At 56.3% G+C, this 20,265-nt stretch carries 16 protein-coding genes and 1 pseudogene; 4 read left to right on the top strand and 13 right to left on the bottom strand.

Translation table 11 applies throughout. The features are described 5' to 3' along the window. The 4 genes and pseudogenes from ACZ25G_RS08845 to glmU form a co-directional block, all read right to left on the bottom strand. Positions 1 to 856 (bottom strand): annotated as a pseudogene (locus ACZ25G_RS08845) (transcription-repair coupling factor); the annotation flags it as partial. A 33-nt stretch (positions 857 to 889) separates the two neighbouring features. Next, positions 890 to 1,645 (bottom strand): aminoacyl-tRNA hydrolase, encoded by a 756-nt coding sequence (gene pth, locus ACZ25G_RS08840; protein ID WP_342681292.1) that lies wholly within the window; start codon positions 1,643 to 1,645, stop codon positions 890 to 892. Positions 1,646 to 1,865: 220 nt separating this feature from the next. Further along, positions 1,866 to 2,822, bottom strand: a complete 957-nt coding sequence (locus tag ACZ25G_RS08835) for a ribose-phosphate diphosphokinase (protein WP_191509357.1) — start codon at positions 2,820 to 2,822, stop codon at positions 1,866 to 1,868. A gap of 101 nt (positions 2,823 to 2,923) precedes the next feature. Next, on the bottom strand, positions 2,924 to 4,288 hold the full coding sequence (glmU, locus tag ACZ25G_RS08830) for a bifunctional UDP-N-acetylglucosamine diphosphorylase/glucosamine-1-phosphate N-acetyltransferase GlmU (protein ID WP_463682188.1): 1,365 nt from the start codon (positions 4,286 to 4,288) through the stop codon (positions 2,924 to 2,926). Positions 4,289 to 4,714: 426 nt separating this feature from the next. Between glmU and ppdK the strand changes: the two genes are divergently transcribed. Next, positions 4,715 to 7,351, top strand: coding sequence for a pyruvate, phosphate dikinase (gene ppdK, locus ACZ25G_RS08825; RefSeq protein WP_463682187.1), 2,637 nt, complete (start codon positions 4,715 to 4,717; stop codon positions 7,349 to 7,351). A gap of 101 nt (positions 7,352 to 7,452) precedes the next feature. Here ppdK and ACZ25G_RS08820 read toward each other — a convergent pair whose 3' ends face one another. The 4 genes from ACZ25G_RS08820 to ACZ25G_RS08805 all read right to left on the bottom strand — a co-directional run bounded on the left by ACZ25G_RS08820 (position 7,453) and on the right by ACZ25G_RS08805 (position 13,049). Then, positions 7,453 to 8,037, bottom strand: a complete 585-nt coding sequence (locus ACZ25G_RS08820) for a hypothetical protein (RefSeq protein ID WP_463682186.1) — start codon at positions 8,035 to 8,037, stop codon at positions 7,453 to 7,455. A 118-nt stretch (positions 8,038 to 8,155) separates the two neighbouring features. Beyond that, a complete protein-coding gene (gene srtB, locus ACZ25G_RS08815; protein WP_463682189.1) occupies positions 8,156 to 10,681 on the bottom strand; it encodes a class B sortase in 2,526 nt (841 codons plus the stop codon). Between the two features lie 44 nt (positions 10,682 to 10,725). Continuing rightward, positions 10,726 to 11,898, bottom strand: coding sequence for a tRNA uracil 4-sulfurtransferase ThiI (thiI, locus tag ACZ25G_RS08810; RefSeq protein WP_191481309.1), 1,173 nt, complete (start codon positions 11,896 to 11,898; stop codon positions 10,726 to 10,728). Further along, positions 11,895 to 13,049 carry a cysteine desulfurase family protein gene (locus ACZ25G_RS08805; protein ID WP_463682185.1) on the bottom strand — a complete coding sequence of 385 codons (1,155 nt, stop codon included), beginning with the start codon at positions 13,047 to 13,049 and terminating at the stop codon, positions 11,895 to 11,897. The genes thiI and ACZ25G_RS08805 overlap by 4 nt, the downstream gene beginning before the upstream one ends. 168 nt (positions 13,050 to 13,217) lie before the next feature. Between ACZ25G_RS08805 and ypeB the strand changes: the two genes are divergently transcribed. From ypeB to ACZ25G_RS08790, 3 genes are all read left to right on the top strand, one after another. Continuing rightward, on the top strand, positions 13,218 to 14,558 hold the full coding sequence (ypeB, locus tag ACZ25G_RS08800; RefSeq protein ID WP_463682184.1) for a germination protein YpeB: 1,341 nt from the start codon (positions 13,218 to 13,220) through the stop codon (positions 14,556 to 14,558). A 126-nt stretch (positions 14,559 to 14,684) separates the two neighbouring features. Next, complete coding sequence (locus ACZ25G_RS08795) at positions 14,685 to 15,713, top strand: SPFH domain-containing protein (RefSeq protein ID WP_463682183.1); 1,029 nt, start codon at positions 14,685 to 14,687, stop codon at positions 15,711 to 15,713. A gap of 2 nt (positions 15,714 to 15,715) precedes the next feature. Beyond that, a complete protein-coding gene (locus ACZ25G_RS08790; protein ID WP_191481305.1) occupies positions 15,716 to 15,916 on the top strand; it encodes a PTS ascorbate transporter subunit IIC in 201 nt (66 codons plus the stop codon). Between the two features lie 49 nt (positions 15,917 to 15,965). Here ACZ25G_RS08790 and ACZ25G_RS08785 read toward each other — a convergent pair whose 3' ends face one another. The 5 genes from ACZ25G_RS08785 to ACZ25G_RS08765 form a co-directional block, all read right to left on the bottom strand. After that, positions 15,966 to 16,757: a lactate utilization protein gene (locus ACZ25G_RS08785; RefSeq protein ID WP_463682182.1), complete on the bottom strand. Its 792-nt coding sequence runs from the start codon at positions 16,755 to 16,757 to the stop codon at positions 15,966 to 15,968. Between the two features lie 30 nt (positions 16,758 to 16,787). Then, entirely contained in the window at positions 16,788 to 17,696 is a 909-nt protein-coding gene (gene argF, locus ACZ25G_RS08780) for an ornithine carbamoyltransferase (protein ID WP_191509366.1), read from the bottom strand. A gap of 20 nt (positions 17,697 to 17,716) precedes the next feature. Beyond that, positions 17,717 to 18,901, bottom strand: coding sequence for an acetylornithine/succinylornithine family transaminase (locus ACZ25G_RS08775; protein WP_463682181.1), 1,185 nt, complete (start codon positions 18,899 to 18,901; stop codon positions 17,717 to 17,719). A 76-nt stretch (positions 18,902 to 18,977) separates the two neighbouring features. Beyond that, positions 18,978 to 19,835: an acetylglutamate kinase gene (gene argB, locus ACZ25G_RS08770; protein WP_191481466.1), complete on the bottom strand. Its 858-nt coding sequence runs from the start codon at positions 19,833 to 19,835 to the stop codon at positions 18,978 to 18,980. Between the two features lie 88 nt (positions 19,836 to 19,923). Beyond that, a partial coding sequence (locus ACZ25G_RS08765) for a bifunctional ornithine acetyltransferase/N-acetylglutamate synthase (protein WP_463682180.1) occupies positions 19,924 to 20,265 on the bottom strand: 342 nt, incomplete at its 5' end.

Raw genomic sequence — 20,265 nt, 5'->3', positions numbered from 1 at the left:
GTCCATAGGCCAGCGGCAGGAACCGGTCAAAGCTCGCAAAGCTGAGATGATCCCGCAGCCGCTGGATGTCCCGGTCGATGTTCTCCTTGGCCCCTTTCCCGGCCTTGCCCCGCTGCAGTTCCCGCAGTTTTTCCAGCTTTTCTATCAGCTCCTCAGAGGAGGAGAAGAGGACCTCCCGGGCCGGGGAGATGCTCACCCGCTCCACCGGGTCCAGCCGCCGCTGGGTCAGCACATCAAAATAGGAGAGGGTATCCACCTCATCCCCCCAAAACTCCACCCGGACCGGGTAGGGGCTGTCAGGGGGATAGATATCCAGAATGCCGCCCCGCAGGGAGAACTGGCACATGCCGTCTACCTGATCGGCCCGGACATAGCCTGCGCCAATGAGCCGCTCTATAAGCTCCGGCAGCCGGTATTCCTCCCCGGAAGCGATGTCAAAGGCAAGCTCCCGGTACCGCTGGGGCGGGATGGTCAATTGGCTGAGCCCTTCCACCGAACAGAAGACCAGGGTTGTTTCCCCTTTGAGCAGCTTCCCCAGCACCGAAAGCCGGGCCTGCTCATACTCGTGGGAGACACTGTCCGCGTCCCGGTAGGTAAAATCCCGGGCGGGGTAGACAAGGGCCCTGTTATCCTCAAACAGGGCGTTCACGTCCTCGCACAGCCGGGTGGCCGCCGCCTCATCCGGGCAGAGGACCAGGGCAGGGACATCCAGATTGACGCAGGAGGCATAGATCATCAGGGCCTTGTGCACCCCGGAAAGTCCGGTGAGCACCACCGGGAACTGGGATTTTTCCACCCCCTCGATGTACTGGCGGTATTCCTCCAGGGCGGTGAGCAGCTGGGCGAAATGTTTCATGGTCTCCTCCTGTGTCGTCTTTCCGGCGGCAGGCTAGGCCTTGCTTTCGCCGGGATTTTCTTGAGCGGCATTCTCTGCCGGCTGGGATGGATGGGAAACCGCCGGGGCTTTGTTTTCCCGGGCGGCCCGTTTTTCCTGGGCCTTCTGCCGGCCGGTGCCGTTGTAGAGATTCATGGCCTTATCGATGTTGCCGGCCACAATCTGCTCCACCGCCCCCTGGGCCAGGATGAAAGCGTTTTTCATGGGTTCCACTTCCTCCTTTTTAAAGCCGGAGAGAACCCAGTCGGCCAGGTCGTAATCCGGATGGGGCTTTTTCCCCACCCCAATCTTCACCCGGGGGAAATCGTCGTGGCCGGAGAGATAAATGATATTTTTAATGCCGTTGTGGCCCCCATCGGTGCCCTTCCGCCGCACCCTGATAGCCCCGGGCTCCAGAGAGATGTCGTCAAAGAGGACGACGACCCGGTCCATGGGCACCTTATAAAAGGCGGCGGCTTCGGTCACCGACTGACCGGACAGGTTCATAAAGGTGGAGGGCTTTAAAAGAAGCACCTTTTTCCCCGAGATCACCGTCTCGCAGCACAGCCCCTTGAATTTGAGCCGGTCGATTTTGCAGTGATACTGCTCCGCAATCCGGTCAAGGGCCATAAAGCCGGTATTGTGGCGGGTACCGTCATATTTGGCGCCGGGATTGCCCAGCCCCACAATAATATATTCCACCGGGCCGGCGGGAACTGGTGGATTCTTTTGTCTTATCCGGTCAAAGAGCCGGTCCAGCATGTTTTCCATCTGTGTTTTCCTCTCTTTTTTCGTCTTTTGGGGGAAAATCACGGCAAAATCTCCGTTTTTGCCCCACGTCAAACACAGCGGGATAGCTCGCTACCCCGCTGGTTTTTTCTCTTCCTTGCCAGGAAAAACCTGGCTCTATTTTTATGGCAGTCTCTAGGCTGTCCGCGCTCTCCACGGTTATGTAGAACCGGTGTCACGGCGGTATCCCTCATAGGGAAAATTAGACAAACAGAGGAGAAACCGGCTTATCCTCATAGATGCGCTCAATGGCCTCGGCAAAGACGGGAGCCACCGGGATCATCTGAATCTTGCTGCACTTTTTGTCGCCCAAGGGGATGGTGTCCAGAAGCACCAGCTCCTTGATGGCGGACTTCTCAATCCGCTCAATGGCCGGTCCCGACAGGACGCCGTGGGTGGCGCAGGCATAAACTTCTTTGGCGCCGCCCTTTTCCACAATGGCGTTGGCGCCGTTGCACAGCGTTCCGGCGGTATCGATCATATCGTCGACCAGGATGACGGTTTTATCCTTCACGTCGCCGATGATATTCATGACCTCGCTGACATTGGCTTTGGGCCGGCGCTTGTCGACAATGGCCAAGGGAGTATCCATCCGCTCGGCAAACTTTCTCGCCCGGGTCACAGAGCCGAGATCCGGGGAAACTACCACAATGTCGTCCTTGCAGTCTTTAAATTTCTCGATAAAATGGGGCACCAGGATGGGCACGCCCAGCAGGTGATCCACCGGGATGTCGAAAAAGCCCTGGATCTGGGGCGCGTGCAGGTCCATGGTCAGAACACGGTCCGCGCCGGCGGTGGTGATCAGGTCCGCGCAGAGCTTGGCGGAGATGGGGTCTCTGGCCTTGGCCTTCCGGTCCTGGCGGGCATAGCCGAAATAGGGGATGACCGCGGTGATCCGGCCGGCGGAGGCCCGTTTGAAGGCGTCGATCATGATGAGAAGTTCCATGAGGTGATCGTTGACGGGCTGGCAGGTGGACTGCACCACAAACACGTCGGAGCCTCGGACCGACTCAAAAATAGAACAGGAGATTTCCCCGTCGGAGAAGGTGACAACGTCGCTCTTTCCTACGGGAAGCCCCAATTCCTTAGCCATCCGGTACGCCACGTCCTTGTTGGAGTTACCAGCGAAAATCTTGATATCCTTGCCGTGAAGATTCATAGTTTTGACTCCCTTTTTTTATTTTTGCTTCCAACCGATGCTTCTTAATATCCTCTAAAGTGCCGGGGAGTGGTCCCCCGGACTTCTGTCCGAAACAATGGCTACTTTTTCAGCTTCTTGATGGCGTAGCCGGGCTTATTTTCCTGACGGGAGCGGCCGATGGCCATGGCTCCGTCCGGCACATCCTTGGTGATGGTGGAACCGGCCGCCGTATAGGCGCCGTCCCCGACCCGCACCGGGGCGATGAGATTGGTATTGCAGCCGATAAAGGCCTGATCCCCTACGGTGGTGCGGGATTTGACCCGGCCGTCGTAGTTGACGGTGACACAGCCGCAGCCAAAGTTGACCCCCCGGCCCACGTCGGAATCCCCTACGTAGGTCAGATGGGGCACCTTGGTCCCCTCGCCGATGTTGGAGTTCTTAATCTCCACAAAATCGCCGATTTTTACCTTGTCAAAGATCACTGTATTGGGCCGGATGTGGACATAAGGTCCCATCTTCACACCCTTGCCCACCTGGGACTGATAAATCTGGGAGGCGTTGATGATACAGCCATCCCCGATGGTGCTGTCCTCAATGCGGGACATGGGGCCGATGACGCAATCCTCCCCGATAACCGTGTCTCCCAGCAGCATACACCCTGCCAGGATCCGGGTATCCGCTCCGATCTGCACGTCCGGAGCAATGAGGACCCCGTCGGTGGAGACAAACTCCACCCCGTTTGCCATGTGCTTCTCGATGACCCGCATCCGGGCAATTTCGCCCAGCCTGTGCAATCCCTGGCGGTCGTTGGCTCCCAAAATCACATCCGGATTCTGAGAAAGATATCCGCTGACCCGTTTCTCTTCCTGCACGGCAATCTTCACCGTGTCGGTCAGATAATATTCCCCTTGGCTGTTCTGCGGGGACAGCTCCAAAAGGGCTTTCTGTAAAAAGGCGCTGTCAAACCAATAAGCGCCGGAGTTGACTTCTGTGATGGCCCGGGTGGCCTCGTCGGCGTCAGCCTCCTCCACAATAGCGGCGATAGCGTCTCCCTCCCGGACAATCCTTCCGTATCCTGTGGGGGAATCCAGCCGGGCAGTGACGACGGTGACGGCGGCCTCCGTCCTGGTGTGAAGATCATAGGCGCCCAGAATGGCGGCCTGATCAATAAAAGGAGCGTCTCCGCAGAGCACCAGGACATCCCCCTGGGTCTCCCGCAGAAACTCCATAGCCTGAGCCGCTGCATGGCCGGTGCCCAGCCGTTCTTTCTGCTCCGCAAAGGAGCAGCCCTCAGCCGCTTCCCGAACCAGCTCCCCGTTTTTGCCGGTGATGACGCAGATTTTTTCAATTCCCGCGTCCCTGACGCTGCGAAGCACCCACTGGATCATGGGCTGCTCCAGCACCCGGCAGAGGACCTTGGGGTATTTGGACTTCATTCTCTTTCCATCCCCCGCGGCCAGGACCAAGGCGCAAACATCGTTCAATCCATCCGCCTCCCCTTAATCTTTAATCCTATGTTTTTTAAAGCTCTCTGCCAGTTTCTTTTCCCAAAGCCGGCAGATGGGCGCAATTGTTTACATTAAATATTATGGCAACTTTCCGGCCAATTTGCAAGGGTTTCTTTGAAATTGAGCAGAAAACCAGGTATTTCCCACAAAACAAATAAATTTGAGAAAAATCTTCTCAAAAATATGGAAAACTCCCATTGAATTTGTTATACTAATACTTGAGCCTGTCCTGGGTCCGAAAAATGGCATGAGAATGCCGTTTTTTGGACCGTCTTTGGGTGGTTTCCCCTGTGGGAGGCGGCCCATCAGGAGTGTGAAATGCGGCGGGCAGCGTTTTGTGTATGCGTTTCCGCCGTTTTTGCCAAACCAGAGGCAATCAATATTTCAGGAGGTAGATTACCAGTGAGCAAAAAGTACGTGTACATGTTCTCCGAGGGCAACGGAAAAATGCGTGAGCTCCTCGGCGGCAAAGGTGCAAACCTGGCTGAGATGACCAATCTCGGCATGCCTGTACCCCAGGGCTTCACCGTCTCCACCGAGGCTTGCACCCGGTATTATGAAGACGGCAAGAAGATCGGCGACGACATCCAGGAGCAGATTTATGAGTGCCTGGGCAAATTGGAGCAGATCGCTGGCAAAAAATTCGGCGACATGGAGAATCCTCTCCTGGTTTCCGTTCGTTCCGGCGCTAGAGCTTCCATGCCCGGTATGATGGACACCATCCTCAACCTGGGTCTCAACGACGAAGTCGTAGAAGTCATGGCCAAGAAAACCGGCAACCCCCGTTTTGCTTATGACTCCTATCGCCGCTTCATCCAGATGTATTCCGACGTCGTTATGGAAGTGGGCAAGGCATACTTTGAGAAGCTCATCGACGAGATGAAGGAGAAAAAGGGCGTTAAGCTGGATACCGAGCTGGACGCTGACGACCTGAAAGAGCTGGCTCGCCAGTTCAAAGCGGAATACAAAGCAAAGATCGGCAAGGATTTCCCCTCCGATCCGAAAGAGCAGCTCATGGGCGCTGTGATGGCTGTTTTCCGTTCTTGGGACAACCCCCGCGCTATCTACTACAGAAGAATGAACGACATCCCCTCCGATTGGGGTACCGCTGTTAACGTGCAGATGATGGTCTTCGGCAACACCGGCGACAATTCCGGTACAGGCGTTGCCTTCACCCGTAACCCGGCCACCGGCGAAAAGAAACTCTTCGGTGAGTTCCTCATGAACGCCCAGGGCGAAGACGTGGTTGCTGGCGTTAGAACTCCTCAGACCATTGATCAGCTCAAAGAGGTTATGCCCGAGTGCTATGAGCAGTTCGTCAAGATCTGCGATACCTTGGAGAAGCATTACCGCGACATGCAGGATATGGAGTTCACCATTGAGGACAAGAAACTCTATATGCTGCAGACCAGAAATGGTAAGAGAACTGCTGCCGCCGCTCTGAAAATCGCCTGCGACCTGGTGGACGAGGGCATGATTTCCGAGCAGGAAGCTGTTGCTATGATCGATCCTAAATCCCTGGATGCACTGCTTCATCCCCAGTTTGACGCTGCCGCTCTGAAGAACGCAAAACCCGTTGCAACCGCTCTGGCTGCTTCTCCGGGTGCTGCCTGCGGTAAGATCGTCTTCACCGCTGAGGACGCTACCGAGTGGGCCAAGAAGGGTGAGAAAGTCATTCTGGTCCGTTTGGAGACCTCTCCTGAGGATATCGAAGGTATGCATTACTCCCAGGGTATCCTGACCGTTCGTGGTGGTATGACCTCCCACGCAGCTGTTGTTGCACGTGGTATGGGTACCTGCTGCGTATCCGGCTGCGGCGATATCAAGATGGATGAAGAGAACAAGTGCTTCACCCTGGCTGGCCGCACCTATCATGAGGGCGATTATATCTCCCTGGATGGCTCCACCGGTAACATTTACGGCGAAGCTCTTCCCACCGTCCCCGCATCCATCTCCGGTGACTTTGGCCGGATCATGGGCTGGGCCGACAAATACAGAACTCTGCAGGTTCGCACCAATGCTGATACTCCTGCTGACGCTCAGAAGGCTGCTTCCTTCGGCGCTCAGGGCATCGGCCTGTGCCGTACCGAGCACATGTTCTTTGATCCCGACAGAATCCCGGCTATGCGTGAGATGATCGTCTCCGAGACCGTGGAGCAGAGAGAGAAAGCACTGGAGAAACTGCTGCCCATGCAGCGCGGCGACTTCGAGGGCCTCTATGAAGCAATGCAGGGTATGCCTGTTACCATCCGCTTCCTGGATCCTCCTCTCCATGAGTTCCTGCCCACCGCTGAGGAAGACATTGTCGCTCTGGCCAAAGAGATGAACATGACCGTAGAGGCTCTGAAAGCTGTTATCGCTTCCCTCCACGAGTTCAACCCCATGATGGGTCACCGTGGCTGCCGTCTGGCTGTCACCTATCCGGAGATCGCTGCGATGCAGACCCGCGCTGTTATCGAGGCTGCCATCAATGTGATGAAGAAACATCCGGATTGGAACATCGTTCCTGAGATCATGATCCCGCTGGTTGGCGAAGTCAAAGAGCTGGCTTATGTCAAGGGTGTTGTCACCGAGACCGCTGACAAGGTTATTGCTGACGCCGGCGTCAAGATGACCTATAAAGTTGGTACCATGATCGAGATCCCCCGCGCAGCTCTCACCGCTGACGAGATCGCACAGGAGGCTGAGTTCTTCAGCTTCGGCACCAACGACCTGACTCAGATGACCTTCGGCTTCAGCCGTGACGACGCAGGCAAGTTCCTGGGCGCTTACTATGACAAGAAGATCTATGAGTTTGATCCCTTCGCTAAACTGGACCAGAAGGGCGTTGGCAAACTGGTAGAAATGGCTGCAAAACTGGGCCGTCAGACCCGTCCGGACATCAAACTGGGCATCTGCGGCGAGCACGGCGGCGATCCTTCCTCTGTGGAATTCTGCCACAAGGCTGGACTCAACTATGTCTCCTGCTCTCCCTTCCGTGTGCCAATCGCACGTCTGGCAGCAGCACAGGCCGCTATCAAATATGGCGATTGCAAGTAAGCTACGATCCTGAAATAGATACACAACCGAAAAAGGGACGCGGAAAAAACCGCGTCCCTTTTTCTTTTATTAAAGCGGTGGAGGCCCCTCCGCTTTTTTCTTTACTCTAGGCTTTCAATGACATCCAGCATCTCCCAGCCATCCACCACCTCATAGCAGGACACATTGTCCCGGTTATAAAAGGAGGGGAAATATTTGATCAGGTAAACCTTTTCCTTATAGGCCACCAGTTCCAGCCGGCTCCACACCTGGGGATTATCCAGCAGGGGAGAGGAGGTATGAGAGACCGCTTCTCCCAACTCCATCACCCGGTCCCCGGCCCGAAGGAGGCTGTTGTAACCCCACAGCCCTACACCGGTCAATGCGGCGTCTGGAAGTTCCTCCTGAAGGAGGGATCCTTTCTCCCACTCTACATCTTCCAGAGGGATCTGGCCCAGTACATCCGAAAAGGCCAGGGATCCGCTTGGGGGCGCTACATATTGGTTGATCTCATCCGACGTCAGACTGGGAAGCAAAGAAAAAACCGCGATGACCGCAGCAATAGCCGCCACAATCAAACCCAAAAGGGAGAAGAGGATGATCTTTCCCCAGGGCCGCTTTTTCGGCGGCTTGCTCTTTCCAAAGTCAATGACTGTTACGTTATGCCGCTGCATTTCATCCCCGCCTTTTACGGTGAATTGGGGCATCTTCTGCGCCGAGACGCCCTTTTCTGGATTCCTTGTTATTATATCATAGATGGAGGAAGAAAATCTTCCTATTTTGCAAAGATAAAAGGAAGCCCCGCTTTTATAAGCGGGGCTTCCTTTACCCAATGGTGGGCGGTTCCTCTGATTCAGGCGGGGACTCCGTCTCCTCTGACGAAGTATCTGGGGGAGGCGTCTGAGGCGGCGTGGTTGTCGTAGTGGTAGTTTCAGGAGGTGTCGTTGTTGTCGTAGTAGTTGTTGTGGTGGTAGTTTCAGGAGGTGTTGTTGTTGTCGTAGTAGTTGTTGTGGTAGTAGTTTGAGGAGGATTGGTCTGCTCCGGCGGGCGGGTGGTCTGCGGCAGGGTGGTGGTGGGAGGCGCCTCGGTGGTGCCGATGACCATATTCACAGCGCCCTCTGGCTTGGTGCCGCCGTAGAGCTCATACCACACGTCGGGGTAGAGAGGCTGGGGATTGACTGTCGCCTGGGAGACATCCACCGTGGGATCCTCTCCCTCCCGGACCCGGCGGGCTACTACCACAAAACGGGCCTCATTAAACTCGTAGGTACAGGTGGAAAGGGTCAGGAGGGTATCGCTGGTGTTCACATCCACACCGGTGTTGATAATGGTGCGCAGGCTCAGCTGGTTGAGGAACTGGGCCATATTCTCCTCACTGGTGGCGTTGATAAAGTTGTGGTAATCAAACACTGGTCCGTGCTCCGGCAGGGTGTTGGTGACAAAGATGGAGATGATCTTATACTGTCCTTCCCGGTAAACCGAGTCATAGTTGATGACAGGATGCTGCTTATAGTATTCCAGATCCCGGTAGTTGATCAGTTCTCCGAACATCTGGCCGTCCTTCATGTTGTGGCCGAAGATGATGGTGTTGGTGCTGGGGGCCTTCTGATCCACCCGCTCATCCACAAAGGGAACACCGTGCTGGTTGCTGGCTCCGGTAAAGTCCCGGCGCAGGTAGTATTCCCCGTCGTCCTTCTCGGTCTGCATCACAGGGTAGTCCACAATGGTGCCGTCAATGGAAAGCCATCCGGCAATATCCGGATTCTGTTCATAGAGAGCCGCGAACTCCGCCAAATAATCATCGGGATAGCCGTCGGGGACCTCACCGGTGCCCAGCAGCTGGCTCAGGTTCTCATTGAGCTGTTTATTGTGATAGGATTCATAGAAGTAGCTACCGATATAGATGGCCGACGCCGCGAAGACAATGACCGACAGCAGCAAAATAATCTTACGGATTTTATCTCTCATGGTATCCCCTTTCTGCGGGAGGAAGGTGGCAGCCAGCCGCTTATACCAGGGCTTTTTCACCCCGGGAGCGGAAGAAGCTTTACTGCCCGGCTCCAGCACCCGGACCTTGCCGGCCAAGGCCGATGCCACGGGGGTACCGGTCTTCTTCAGCTCCTCACCGTCCAGCAGATACTCCTGGCCCAAGGCCATGGCCGCTGTAGCGGCGGCGCTTTTAATGACAGGCGCGTTTTTCCGATGGTTGGCGGCGCTCGTTTGCTTAACCCAGACGTTTTCCCCATCGGAAACCGCCACATAGGTCATGCCGGGCAGACTTTCCCCGCCGCCTTCAGCACAGACGGCAGCCAGTCCCAGATGGGCTTCGCCCGCTTCCCTGGCGCCAATGGCCATGGCCGCGGCGGCCTGGGGACTGTATTCGCCGTATTTTTTCAGTATCTTCTCCGGGATGCCCAGCACCTGGTGCCGGGCCCGGTCGGAATTGGCCATAATGCCAAAACCATAGACGGCAGCGGCCCCTGCCACTCCAGAAAGGCGGCGTTTGAGCATGCCGCCGGTGCCCAGCTCAGCGGTGGCCACCGTCATCTGCTCTTTATGCAGGCGTCTGACAAAGGCTTCCTCCATGGAAGCCGCGTCGATGCCGCAGACATAAGGCTCCAATCTGGCAACGATGGATTTTACCACCGGCACCGCCATGGATTGGGCTTCCCCCATGGTGGAGGCCGCAGCAGTCACCCGGATAAAGGGCTGCCCCTCTTTTTCATAGACGCAGACTGCTGGGTTCTGACGGGCGGCCAGTTCCCCCAATTGTTTGGCTGCGCCTTCCCCATCCAGGTTCATCAGGGCGATGGTCCTGGATGCCACCTGGGCCTGGCTTCTTCTGGCCAGGAAGGGGAAAACCTCATGGATGAGCATGGGCAGATATTCCCCCGGCGTACCGGGCAGCATAATGACGCTTTGATGGCCTTTGACCATGGCAAAACCCGGCGTCATTCCAATGGTATTGGGGAACACCGTAGCTCCTCTGGGAATCATAGCCAGTTTCTTATAGGATGGGGGCATCATAGCGCCCCGCTGTTCGCATTTGTCCTCCAGGATCCGCAGTTGGGTGGAATCCAGCTCCAGCTGCATTCCCAGCCCCCGGCAGACAATCTCCCGGGCAAAGTCATCCTCACCCGGGCCGATTTTCCCGGTGATGATGATGACGTCGCTTTTGGGCAGGGCCGTTGTGAGCAGCGATACCAGCTTCTGCTGGCTCCCCGCCGCGCTGGCCTGTCCCTGCACATGGATCCCGATGGTTTCCAGCTCCTTGAGCAGGTTTTTGGCCTGGCTTCCCGCCAGGCTGCCCAGCAGCTGTTCCTCACCGGCACCGATGAGATATGCGGTCATCAACTTCCGCCTCCTTCGATATACGTAATGTTATATAAATGCAATTATATGCTAATTGTAATCTGTTCCATCCCCGCTACCGCCTCGTCAATGAGAACCTGTTCCTCCAGCGCCTCTTCTTCGTGGAGGATGGAGGCCAGCTTGGGACGGGTACGGGGATGCTTGGGGGTAAATACAGTACAGCAATCCTCATAGGGAAGGATGGAGGTCTCAAAGGTGTCGATCTTTCTGGCGATGGTGACGATCTCATCCTTATCCATGCCGATGAGGGGGCGCAGCACCGGCAGCTGGGTAGCCACATCGGTGCAGGCAATGGCCGGGATGGTCTGACTGGCCACCTGACCTACGCTTTCCCCGGTGATGAGGGCCTCGCAGCCGTAGCGTTCCGCCGCGATCTGGGCGATCTTCATCATATACCGGCGCATAATGACGGTAAAGTATTCCTCGGCGCATTTGTCCCGGATTTCCTCTTGAATATGGGTAAAGGGGACCACCAGGGTGGTGATTCTCCCCGAGTAAGCACACATCTTTTTCACCAGGTCCAGCACCTTGTGCCGGGCCATATCGCTGGTGTAGGGAGGGCTGACAAAGTGGATGGCCGTCAGCTCCAGCCCCCGGCGGGCCATCATATAGCCGGCCACAGGGGAGTCGATGCCGCCGGAGATCAGCAGCATTCCTTTGCCCGCCGAGCCAATGGGCATGCCGCCGGCGCCGGGCAGCTGTTCCCCCCGGACATAAGCCGCATAGTCCCGGACCTCCACCGTCACCGTCAGGTCGGGATGGTGGACATCCACCCGGAGATGGGGGAACTTTTCCAGCAGATAGCCTCCCAGTTCCGCGCAGATTTCCGGCGACTTCATGGGAAAGCTCTTATCGGAGCGCTTGGCTTCCACCTTAAAGGTTTCGATTTCCTCCAGCTGGTCGGCCAGATACTCCGCCGCCGTCTCCTGGATTTTGGAAAAATCCTTTTCCACCACCGCGGCCCGGGCAATCCCCGCAAAGCCGAACACCTTGGAGAGGCGGTCGAAAGCGCCGTCGATATCGGCGTCGGGGCTCACCGGCTCGCAGTACATGGTGGACTGGGATTTGTAGATTTTAAACTCGCCCAAATCCCGGACCCTGCGGCGGCAGGTCTTCATGAGCATGGATTCAAATACCGATTTATTCAGCCCTTTCAGGGCAATCTCCCCGTATTTGAGGAGGATGATTTCATTCATATGTGTACAGTTCCTTTCTTTCCCTGCCGGAAACGGGGGATGAGGGAGGTCAACGTTTCCACCAGCATCTCCACCTCTTCCATGGTGCTTTCATAGGTGAAGCTGATCCGCAGGGCGCTGTCTGCCCGGCTCCGTTCCATCCCCATGGCGGAGAGGACATGGCTGGGCTCCCCCTTGGCACAGGCCGAGCCGGAGGATACATAGATGCCCTGCTCCTCCAGGGCATGGAGCATGATCTCAGACCTGATTCCCAAAACCGATAGGTTGAGGATATAGGGCGAGGCGTCTGCCGGAGAGTTGAGCACCACCCCATCCAGGGCGGCAAGCCGCTCCCGCAGGACCCGGTTGAGCTCCGCCACCTTCTCTTGGGAAGGGAGCATCTTTTGGGCCGATTCCTGAGCCGCCGCCGCGAAGGCGGCGATCATGGGCACCCCTTCGGTGCCGGGGCGCAGCTTCTTCTCCTGCGCGCCGCCGTAGAGGAGGGGCTGGATCCGCACCCCTTTTTTCACATAAAGGGCGCCCACCCCTTTGGGCCCGTGGATCTTGTGGGCGCTCACCGACATGAGGTCCACCCCCAAGCGGGAAACTTTGAAGGGGATCTTGCAAAACGCCTGGACCCCATCGCAGTGAAAGAGCACCTCTTTATTCTTCCGGCGGATCAGCCGTCCGATTTTGGGAATGTCCAACACGGTGCCCAGTTCGTTGTTCACCAGCATAGTGCTGACCAGGATGGTGTTTTCATCCACGGCCTGGGCAATTTTTTCCGCCGGCAGGGTGCCGTCCGGCTCCGGCGGGACAAAGACCACCTCAAAGCCCTCTGTTTCCAGCTTCCCGGCCGCGGCGATCACCGAGGAATGCTCAAAGGCGGTGGTGACAATCCGGTTGCCCCGCCGCTTTTTGGCCCGGGCGGCGCCGAAAAGGGCCAGGTTATTGCTTTCGGTGGCGCCGGAGGTAAAGGTCACTTCCTCCCGGTCGCAGCCCAGCACGCCGGCAACCGTTTCCCGGCACTGCTGCAAAAGCAAAAATGCGTCGATCCCCCGCCGGTGCAGGGAAGAGGGATTGCCCCAAACTTCCTCCATAGCGCGCTTTGCCGCCGCCACCGCTGACGGGGATACCGCCGTTGTCGCCCCATTGTCCAGATAGCATTCCATAAAAAAATAATCCCCACCTATCCCGCTTTTTTGCCAAAAAAGCGTGTCGTAAACAAAGACATTATACACCAGATGCCCCCCAAGTTCAAACAAACCCGCCTCATTTTACATATTTGTAATAAAAAAGGAAAATATAGTGATAAATCCGTGACGGGAAGGAAGTCTTTCATGAAAAAACGTACCATGATCCGCATCATCAGCTATCTCACCGCCCTGTTTTTGGTGCTGGGCATCAGCGCCTTTCGGGGCAATTACCATGCCATACAATATCAGAACGCTCTGGAGAGCAGCTACCGGAAATCCCTGGATGAGCTGACCAGCCTGATGGGCAACATTCAAAACACCCTCCTCAAGGGCACTTATGTGGGAACGCCGGCCCAGATCTCCATGATCTCCGCCCAGCTCTGGAAGGACGCGGCCTCCGCCAAATCCTGTCTTTCCAGCCTGCCGGTGGGGGAGCTTCATCTGGAAAACACCTACCGCTTCCTCTCCCAGGTCGGTGACTTTTCCATGGCCCTTTCCAAGAAGTCCATGGAGGGGCAGGATCTCAGTTTAGATGAACGGGAGAGCTTCGAGAGTATGATCGACTACGCCCAGACCCTGGGCAATAACCTTCTCAGCCTGGACGACTATATTAACACCAGCGGCACCGCCCTGGGAGAGCTGGCCGACTACTCCGACCAAGAGGATACCGACGACCCCGGCGTCGCCACCCTAGGCTCCGGCTTTGAGGAGATGGAGGAGGGCTTTACCAGCTATCCCAAACTGATCTATGACGGCCCCTTCTCCGACCATCTCACCGACCGGACTCCGGTGATGACCCAGGGGCAGAGCACCGTTACCCGGGCCGCCGCCTTGAAAAAAGCGGCCGCAGCGGCCATGGTGGATCCGGAGGCCCTTTCCGACGCGCCGGATGAAAACTCCAAAATGCCCCTCTACTGCTTCTCTGGGGAAAACATCAATGTAGGCGTCACCAAGCAGGGCGGGTATCTCTGCTATATGAGCGTAAGCCGCGACGTAGGCGATCCAGAAAAGTCGGTGGACAACGCCTTCACCATCGCCCGGGAATATCTGGAGAAGGTGGGGATGGGCTCCATGAAGGACAGCTATTACGAGGTGGCAAACGGCATCTGTACCATGAATTTCGCCTATGAGCAGGACGGCGTCACCTGTTATCCCGACCTGGTCAAGGTGGGGGTGGCGCTGGATACCGGCAGCGTGGTCTTTTTTGACGCCAGAGGGTATCTGATGAACCACCAGGAGCGGGAGTTTTCCGCCCCCATGCTGACAGATACTACGGCAAAGGAAATCCTCAGCCCCTCCCTTACCGTCCAGTCCCAGAATATGGCAGTCATCCCCACCAGCGGCATGAATGAGGCCTATTGCTATGAATTTCTCTGCGAGGGCAGGGAAGGGCAGAAGGTCCTGGTCTATATCAACTCCGCCACCGGCGCGGAGGAACAGGTGCTGATCCTCATCGAATCGGATAACGGGGTGCTGACCGTATAATAAAATTAAGAAGCAACAGAGCGGGCCGGAAACATCATTTCCGGCCCGTGATTTTTTTGAAAAGGCATTGACAATTTTATATCTTGATGATATTATTTTGATATCAAATCTAGGAGGGATTTTACAATGCAGGAAAAGGTTCTCAACAATAAGAAAAATGGTATGGCCTTTCTCTTTCTCTTTTTGCTCTTATATTTAGCAGCCATCGGCGGGGTAATCTTCAGCGCCTTCGGCCTTTCGGAGGTAGTTGTCTCCCCCTGGGCTGTGGTTTTGTTCGTAATCAGCCTGGTGTGGCTGACGCTGGGCTGGATCCCCTTCTGCGGGCTGAAGGTCCTCAAACCTCAGGAGGCACTGGTCCTGACCCTGTTCGGCAGGTATATCGGCACCTTGAAAAATGACGGGTTCTATTTTGTCAACCCCTTCTGTTCCAGCTTTAACCCGGCGGCCACCACCAAGCTCAGCCAGAGCGGCGATGTGGACGCAGGGGGGAAAAAGCCCATTGTAGTGGCTTCCACCGCCTCTGCCTCTGTGGAGCTACCCAGCAAAAAAATCTCCCTAAAGGTTATGACCCTTAATAATTCCCGGCAGAAGATCAACGACTGCCTGGGCAATCCGGTGGAAATTGGCATCGCCGTCATGTGGCGGGTGGTGGATACCGCCAAAGCGGTGTTTAACGTGGACAATTATAAGGAATATCTCTCTTTGCAGTGCGACAGCGCCCTGCGCAACGTGGTGCGGATCTATCCCTATGACGTTGCTCCCAATGTGGACACCACCGGGGACGGCATGGCAGACGAGGGAAGCCTGCGGGGTTCCAGCGAGGTGGTCGCCGCCCGGATCCGGGACGAAATCCAGGCCCGGGTAGGGGACGCCGGCCTGGAAATCATCGAGGCGCGGATCACCTATCTGGCCTACGCTCCCGAAATCGCGGCGGTCATGCTCCAGAGGCAGCAGGCCTCCGCCATCATTGACGCGAGAAAGATGATTGTAGACGGCGCTGTGGGGATGGTGGAAATGGCTTTGGAGCGGCTGAGCGAAAACAACACCATCACCTTGGATGAAGAACGGAAGGCCGCCATGGTTTCCAACCTGTTGGTGGTCCTCTGCGGCAACCATGACGCCCAGCCGGTGGTCAACTCCGGCAGCCTATATTAATCATGGCTGACAACCAGAAAAAGCAGGTGCCGCTCCGCCTCTCTGCCAAGCTTTATGACGCCATCGCCGCCTGGGCGGCCGACGATTTCCGGTCGGTCAACGGACAGATCGAGTATCTCTTAACCGAGTGTGTCCGCCAGCGGAAGAAAAACGGCAAATATGTACCGGAAGAACTGGATCCGCCTTTGGACCTGGACATCTAAAAAACCGGGGAAGGAATACTCCTTCCCCGGTTTTTTCTCGGCCTTTGCATTAATAGCCCAAGTCCTCTCCCACCAGGATGACCTTAATCCGGTTTTTCTGTTTCTGATAGGCCTGGACCAGATAGGAACAGCAGATCCTGGCCGGGCTCTGGCATCCGTCGGTCATGGAAGGATCCTCTTTGCCAAGGCTCATACAGCGGCCCTTCTCCCGGCAGTAGGTCTCACAGGGGATCCGCTGGCAGTTGGCGGGACATGCGATGGTTTTTACCCGGTTGACCGCCTCGTCCAGGTTATGGACCACCTTGTTATAGCCCACCACCAGGATCACCGACTTGGGGCCAAAGGCCAGGGCGGAGACCCGGTTGGCGTTGCCGTCTACATTATAAAGCTCTCCAGCCTCGGTGACGGCGTTGGAAGAACAGAGATAGGTATCCGCAAAAAAGGCTTTGCGGGTGACTTCTTCCTTCTCCTCCGGGCTCAGGTCTGGATCAGACCGGTCTAAGAAGGTATATTTTCCGCTTTTGAGCAAATCGATAATCCCGCACTCTTTGAGGGACATGGAACCGCCGGTGGCGACAGTTTCCCCCTCCCGGAGCATGGACTGCACCAGCTGCAGGGCTTCTTCCCCCGAAGGGACATAGAATGCCTGCATGTTATTTTTCTCCAGGTTAGAACAGACAATGGCCATGCGCTTTTCCATGACGGCTCTGGCGTTTTGATCCATATGAACACGCTCCTTTTGATGATATGTCTGCCGCAGGCCACAGGCGTTGCGGCATAAATTTCTACTTTTAGCATAGACCGGGAAAATCCCCTTGTCAATAAAAAGCAAAAAATCCACGGGATTTTGTGGCTCCCGTGGATTTTTCTTTTATTTTTTCAGCAGTTTGACCAGCACCGCTTTCTGGGCATGAAGACGGTTTTCCGCCTCGTCAAAGATTTCATCCGCGTGCTTTTCAAAGGTTTCCTCGGTGATTTCCTCCCCGCGATGGGCGGGCAGGCAGTGCTGAACCATGCAGTCCGCCTTTGCCACCGACAGGAGCTTTTCGTTGACCTGATAGCCTTCAAACACCTTCCGGCGCTCCGCGGCTTCGCCCTCCTGGCCCATGGAGGCCCAAACGTCGGTGAAGATGACGTCGGCGTCCCGGGCGGCGGTGAAGATATCCTCGGTGAGGGTAAACGCATCTCCATAATCCTTGGCAAAATCAAGGACAACAGGGTCGGGACGGTAGGCCGCGGGGGTAGCTACCGCCACCTCCATCCCCATCTTCAGGCCGCCGACGATGAGGGAGTTGGCCATGTTGTTTCCATCCCCGATGTAGCACATGCGAAGCCCCTCCAGCAGGCTTTTGTGCTCCCGGATGGTCATCAGATCCGCCAGCACCTGGCAGGGATGGCAGAAGTCGGTCAGTCCGTTGATGATGGGGATAGAGCCGTATTTCGCCAGGTCCTCCACCTCTTTTTGGGCAAAGGTGCGGATCATAATGGCATCCAGATATCGGGAGAGAACCCGGGCTGTATCCTGCACCGGCTCGCCCCGGCCAATCTGCAGATCGGAGGAGGAGAGCATGAGGGCGTGGCCGCCCAGCTGGTACATACCGGTTTCAAAGGAAACGCGGGTGCGGGTGGAGGCTTTTTGGAAGATCATGCCCAGGGTCATGCCCTTCAGCGGCATATTCTTGATGCCGTGTTTGGTCTCATACTTGAGCTGATCCGCCAGGTTGAGGAGATCTGTGATCTCTTCCTTGCTGAGATCCAGAAGCTTGAGCAGATGGTTCATGGGTCAAACCTGCCTTTCTATCATTGATTATGAGCGGAAAGGACCTTTTCCAGAATATCCAGGCCCTTGTTGATCTCTTCATCGGAAATGGTCAGGGGAGGAAGCATCCTCACCTTGGCTTTGGCCGTCAGCAGCATCAGCCCCGCTTCCAGGGCCTCCTTGACAATCTGCCCCGAGGCAAGCCCCTCCTTCAGGGAGACCCCCAGCATCAAGCCGCGGCCGGTGACGCCGGTGACACAGGGCATTTTCCGCACCCGGTCGGTGATGTAGATGCCCTTCTGCCGCACCTCGTCCAAAAACGCCTCGTCTATCCGCTTTAGAATCTCTACCGCGCCGGCGCAGGCCACCGGATTGCCGCCGAAAGTGCTGCCATGGTCGGAGTAATGAAGGGTATCCGCCACCTTGCCGCCCAAAAGCACGGCGCCGATGGGCAATCCGCCGCCCAGGCCTTTGGCCAGGGTCACAATATCCGGCTGGATGCCGAAATATTCATAGGAGAACAGTTTTCCGGTGCGGCCGATGCCGGTCTGGACCTCGTCTACAATCAGAAGGATATCCCGCTCTTTGCAGAAGGAGGCCAGCTCCTTGACATAGCTTTCCTGCAGGGGGACTACGCCGCCTTCTCCTTGGATCATCTCCGCCATCACCGCCACGGTGGCGTCGTCGGCTTTGTTCTTCAGATCCTCCATATCCCCGGCAATGGCATAGTCAAACCCCTGGGGGAAGGGGCCGAAATTTTTGTGGAAACCCTCCTGGCCGGTGGCGGTCAGGGTGGTGATGGTCCGGCCATGGAAGGAATTGACCAGGGTGATGATCTTGTTGCGGCGGCCCTCGTAGTGGTCTACGCCGTATTTTCTCGCCACCTTGATGGCGCCCTCATTGGCTTCGGCGCCGGAATTGGCGAAGAACACCTTTTCCATGCCGGAACGCTGGCAGAGGATCTGGCCTACCTGGGCATCCGGCTGGGTGTAATAAAGGTTGGAGGTGTGCTGGAGCTTGGAAAGCTGCTCTGTCACCGCCTTTACCCATCCGTCGTCACAAAAGCCCAGGGAATTGACCCCGATGCCCGCGGTAAAATCAATGTACTCCTTGCCGTCCATATCATAGCAGGTAGCGCCTTTGCCATGATCCAGCACCGCGTCAAAACGGTTGTAGATCGGCGCAAGGTACTGCTTGTCGGCAGCTTTGACCGTATCTCCCTTCAATGGGAAAACCTCCTTTATCCCAGCATCTTCTGGAATGTTTATTACTTAAAGTATATAAAACTATAAAATATACAAATTAGATAAACATGGTGCCAATGCCTTCGTCGGAAAGCATCTCGATGAGGATGGAATGGGGGATGCGCCCATCGATGATAAAGGTGCGCTTTACCCCCCGGCGGACAGCCTCCACACAGCACTGGACTTTCGGGATCATGCCGCCTTGGATAATCCCCTGGCTGACCAGGTAAGGCACCTCGCTGACCTGGACCACCGGGATCAGGGTATCGTCGTCCTCCTTATCCCGGAGCAGGCCCCGGATGTCGGTCATGAGCATCAGGTTTTCCGCATGCAGCTCAGAGGCGATACGGGCCGCGGCGGTATCCGCGTTGATGTTGTAGACCTGGCCCTCTTCATCGCATCCCACCGTGGCGATCACCGGCGTATATCCGGCATCCAGGCAATCCAAGATGGTCGAGGTGTTGACCTTCTCCACATCCCCTACAAAGCCTAGGTCTACATCCCCCTCATGCTTTTTGGCGGTGAGCATACCGCCGTCAATCCCACAAAGGCCAATGGCTTTTCCACCTGCTTTCCCCATGAGGGAAACTAGGTTCTTGTTGACCTTGCCGGCCAGGACCATCTGGACAATATCCGCCGTCTCGGCGTCGGTGTAGCGCAGGCCTCCTACAAATTTGCTCTCCTTGCCCATGGCTTTCAGGGTGGCGCTGATCTCCGGACCTCCTCCATGGACCAGAACCACCTTGATTCCTACCTGGGAGAGGAGGACAATGTCGCTCATCACTGCCTGTTTCAGTTCCTCATCAATCATGGCGTTGCCGCCGTATTTGATGACAACCACCTTATTGTCGTATTTTTGCAGATAGGGCAGGGCCTGTACCAGCACATGTGCCTTATCCGAATTGGAAAGCTTCATCTTTTTCGTCTCCATACTTTTTTATGTATTCTCCTATCCGCCGCGTCACAGCCCAACTTAGCTGGGTTGGCTTACCGCCGGAAGGCGGTTAGGTGCGGTAGTCCCCGTTGATCTTGACATAGTCATAGGTCAGGTCACAGCCATAGGCGGTGGCCTCCTCCTCGCCGTCAAAGAGTTCGATGAGAATGGTGATCTCTTTCTGGGAAAGGATGACCTTGGCCTCCTCCTCGGAAAACTCCACCCCGGCGGCGTTTTCGCAGACCAGGATGGATCCAGCGCAGGAGGACAGGGTAACCCGGGTTTTATCAATATTGAAGTTGGCGTCGGTGTAACCAATGGCGCAGAGCACCCGGCCCCAGTTGGCGTCAGACCCGAACATGGCCGCCTTAAACAGGCTGGAGGTAATCACGCTCTTGGCAATCTTCCGGGC

It is taken from the genome of Zongyangia sp. (assembly GCF_965361945.1).
Note: the sequence above shows the minus strand (reverse complement) of the source record. Positions and strands in the feature narration are given on the sequence as shown.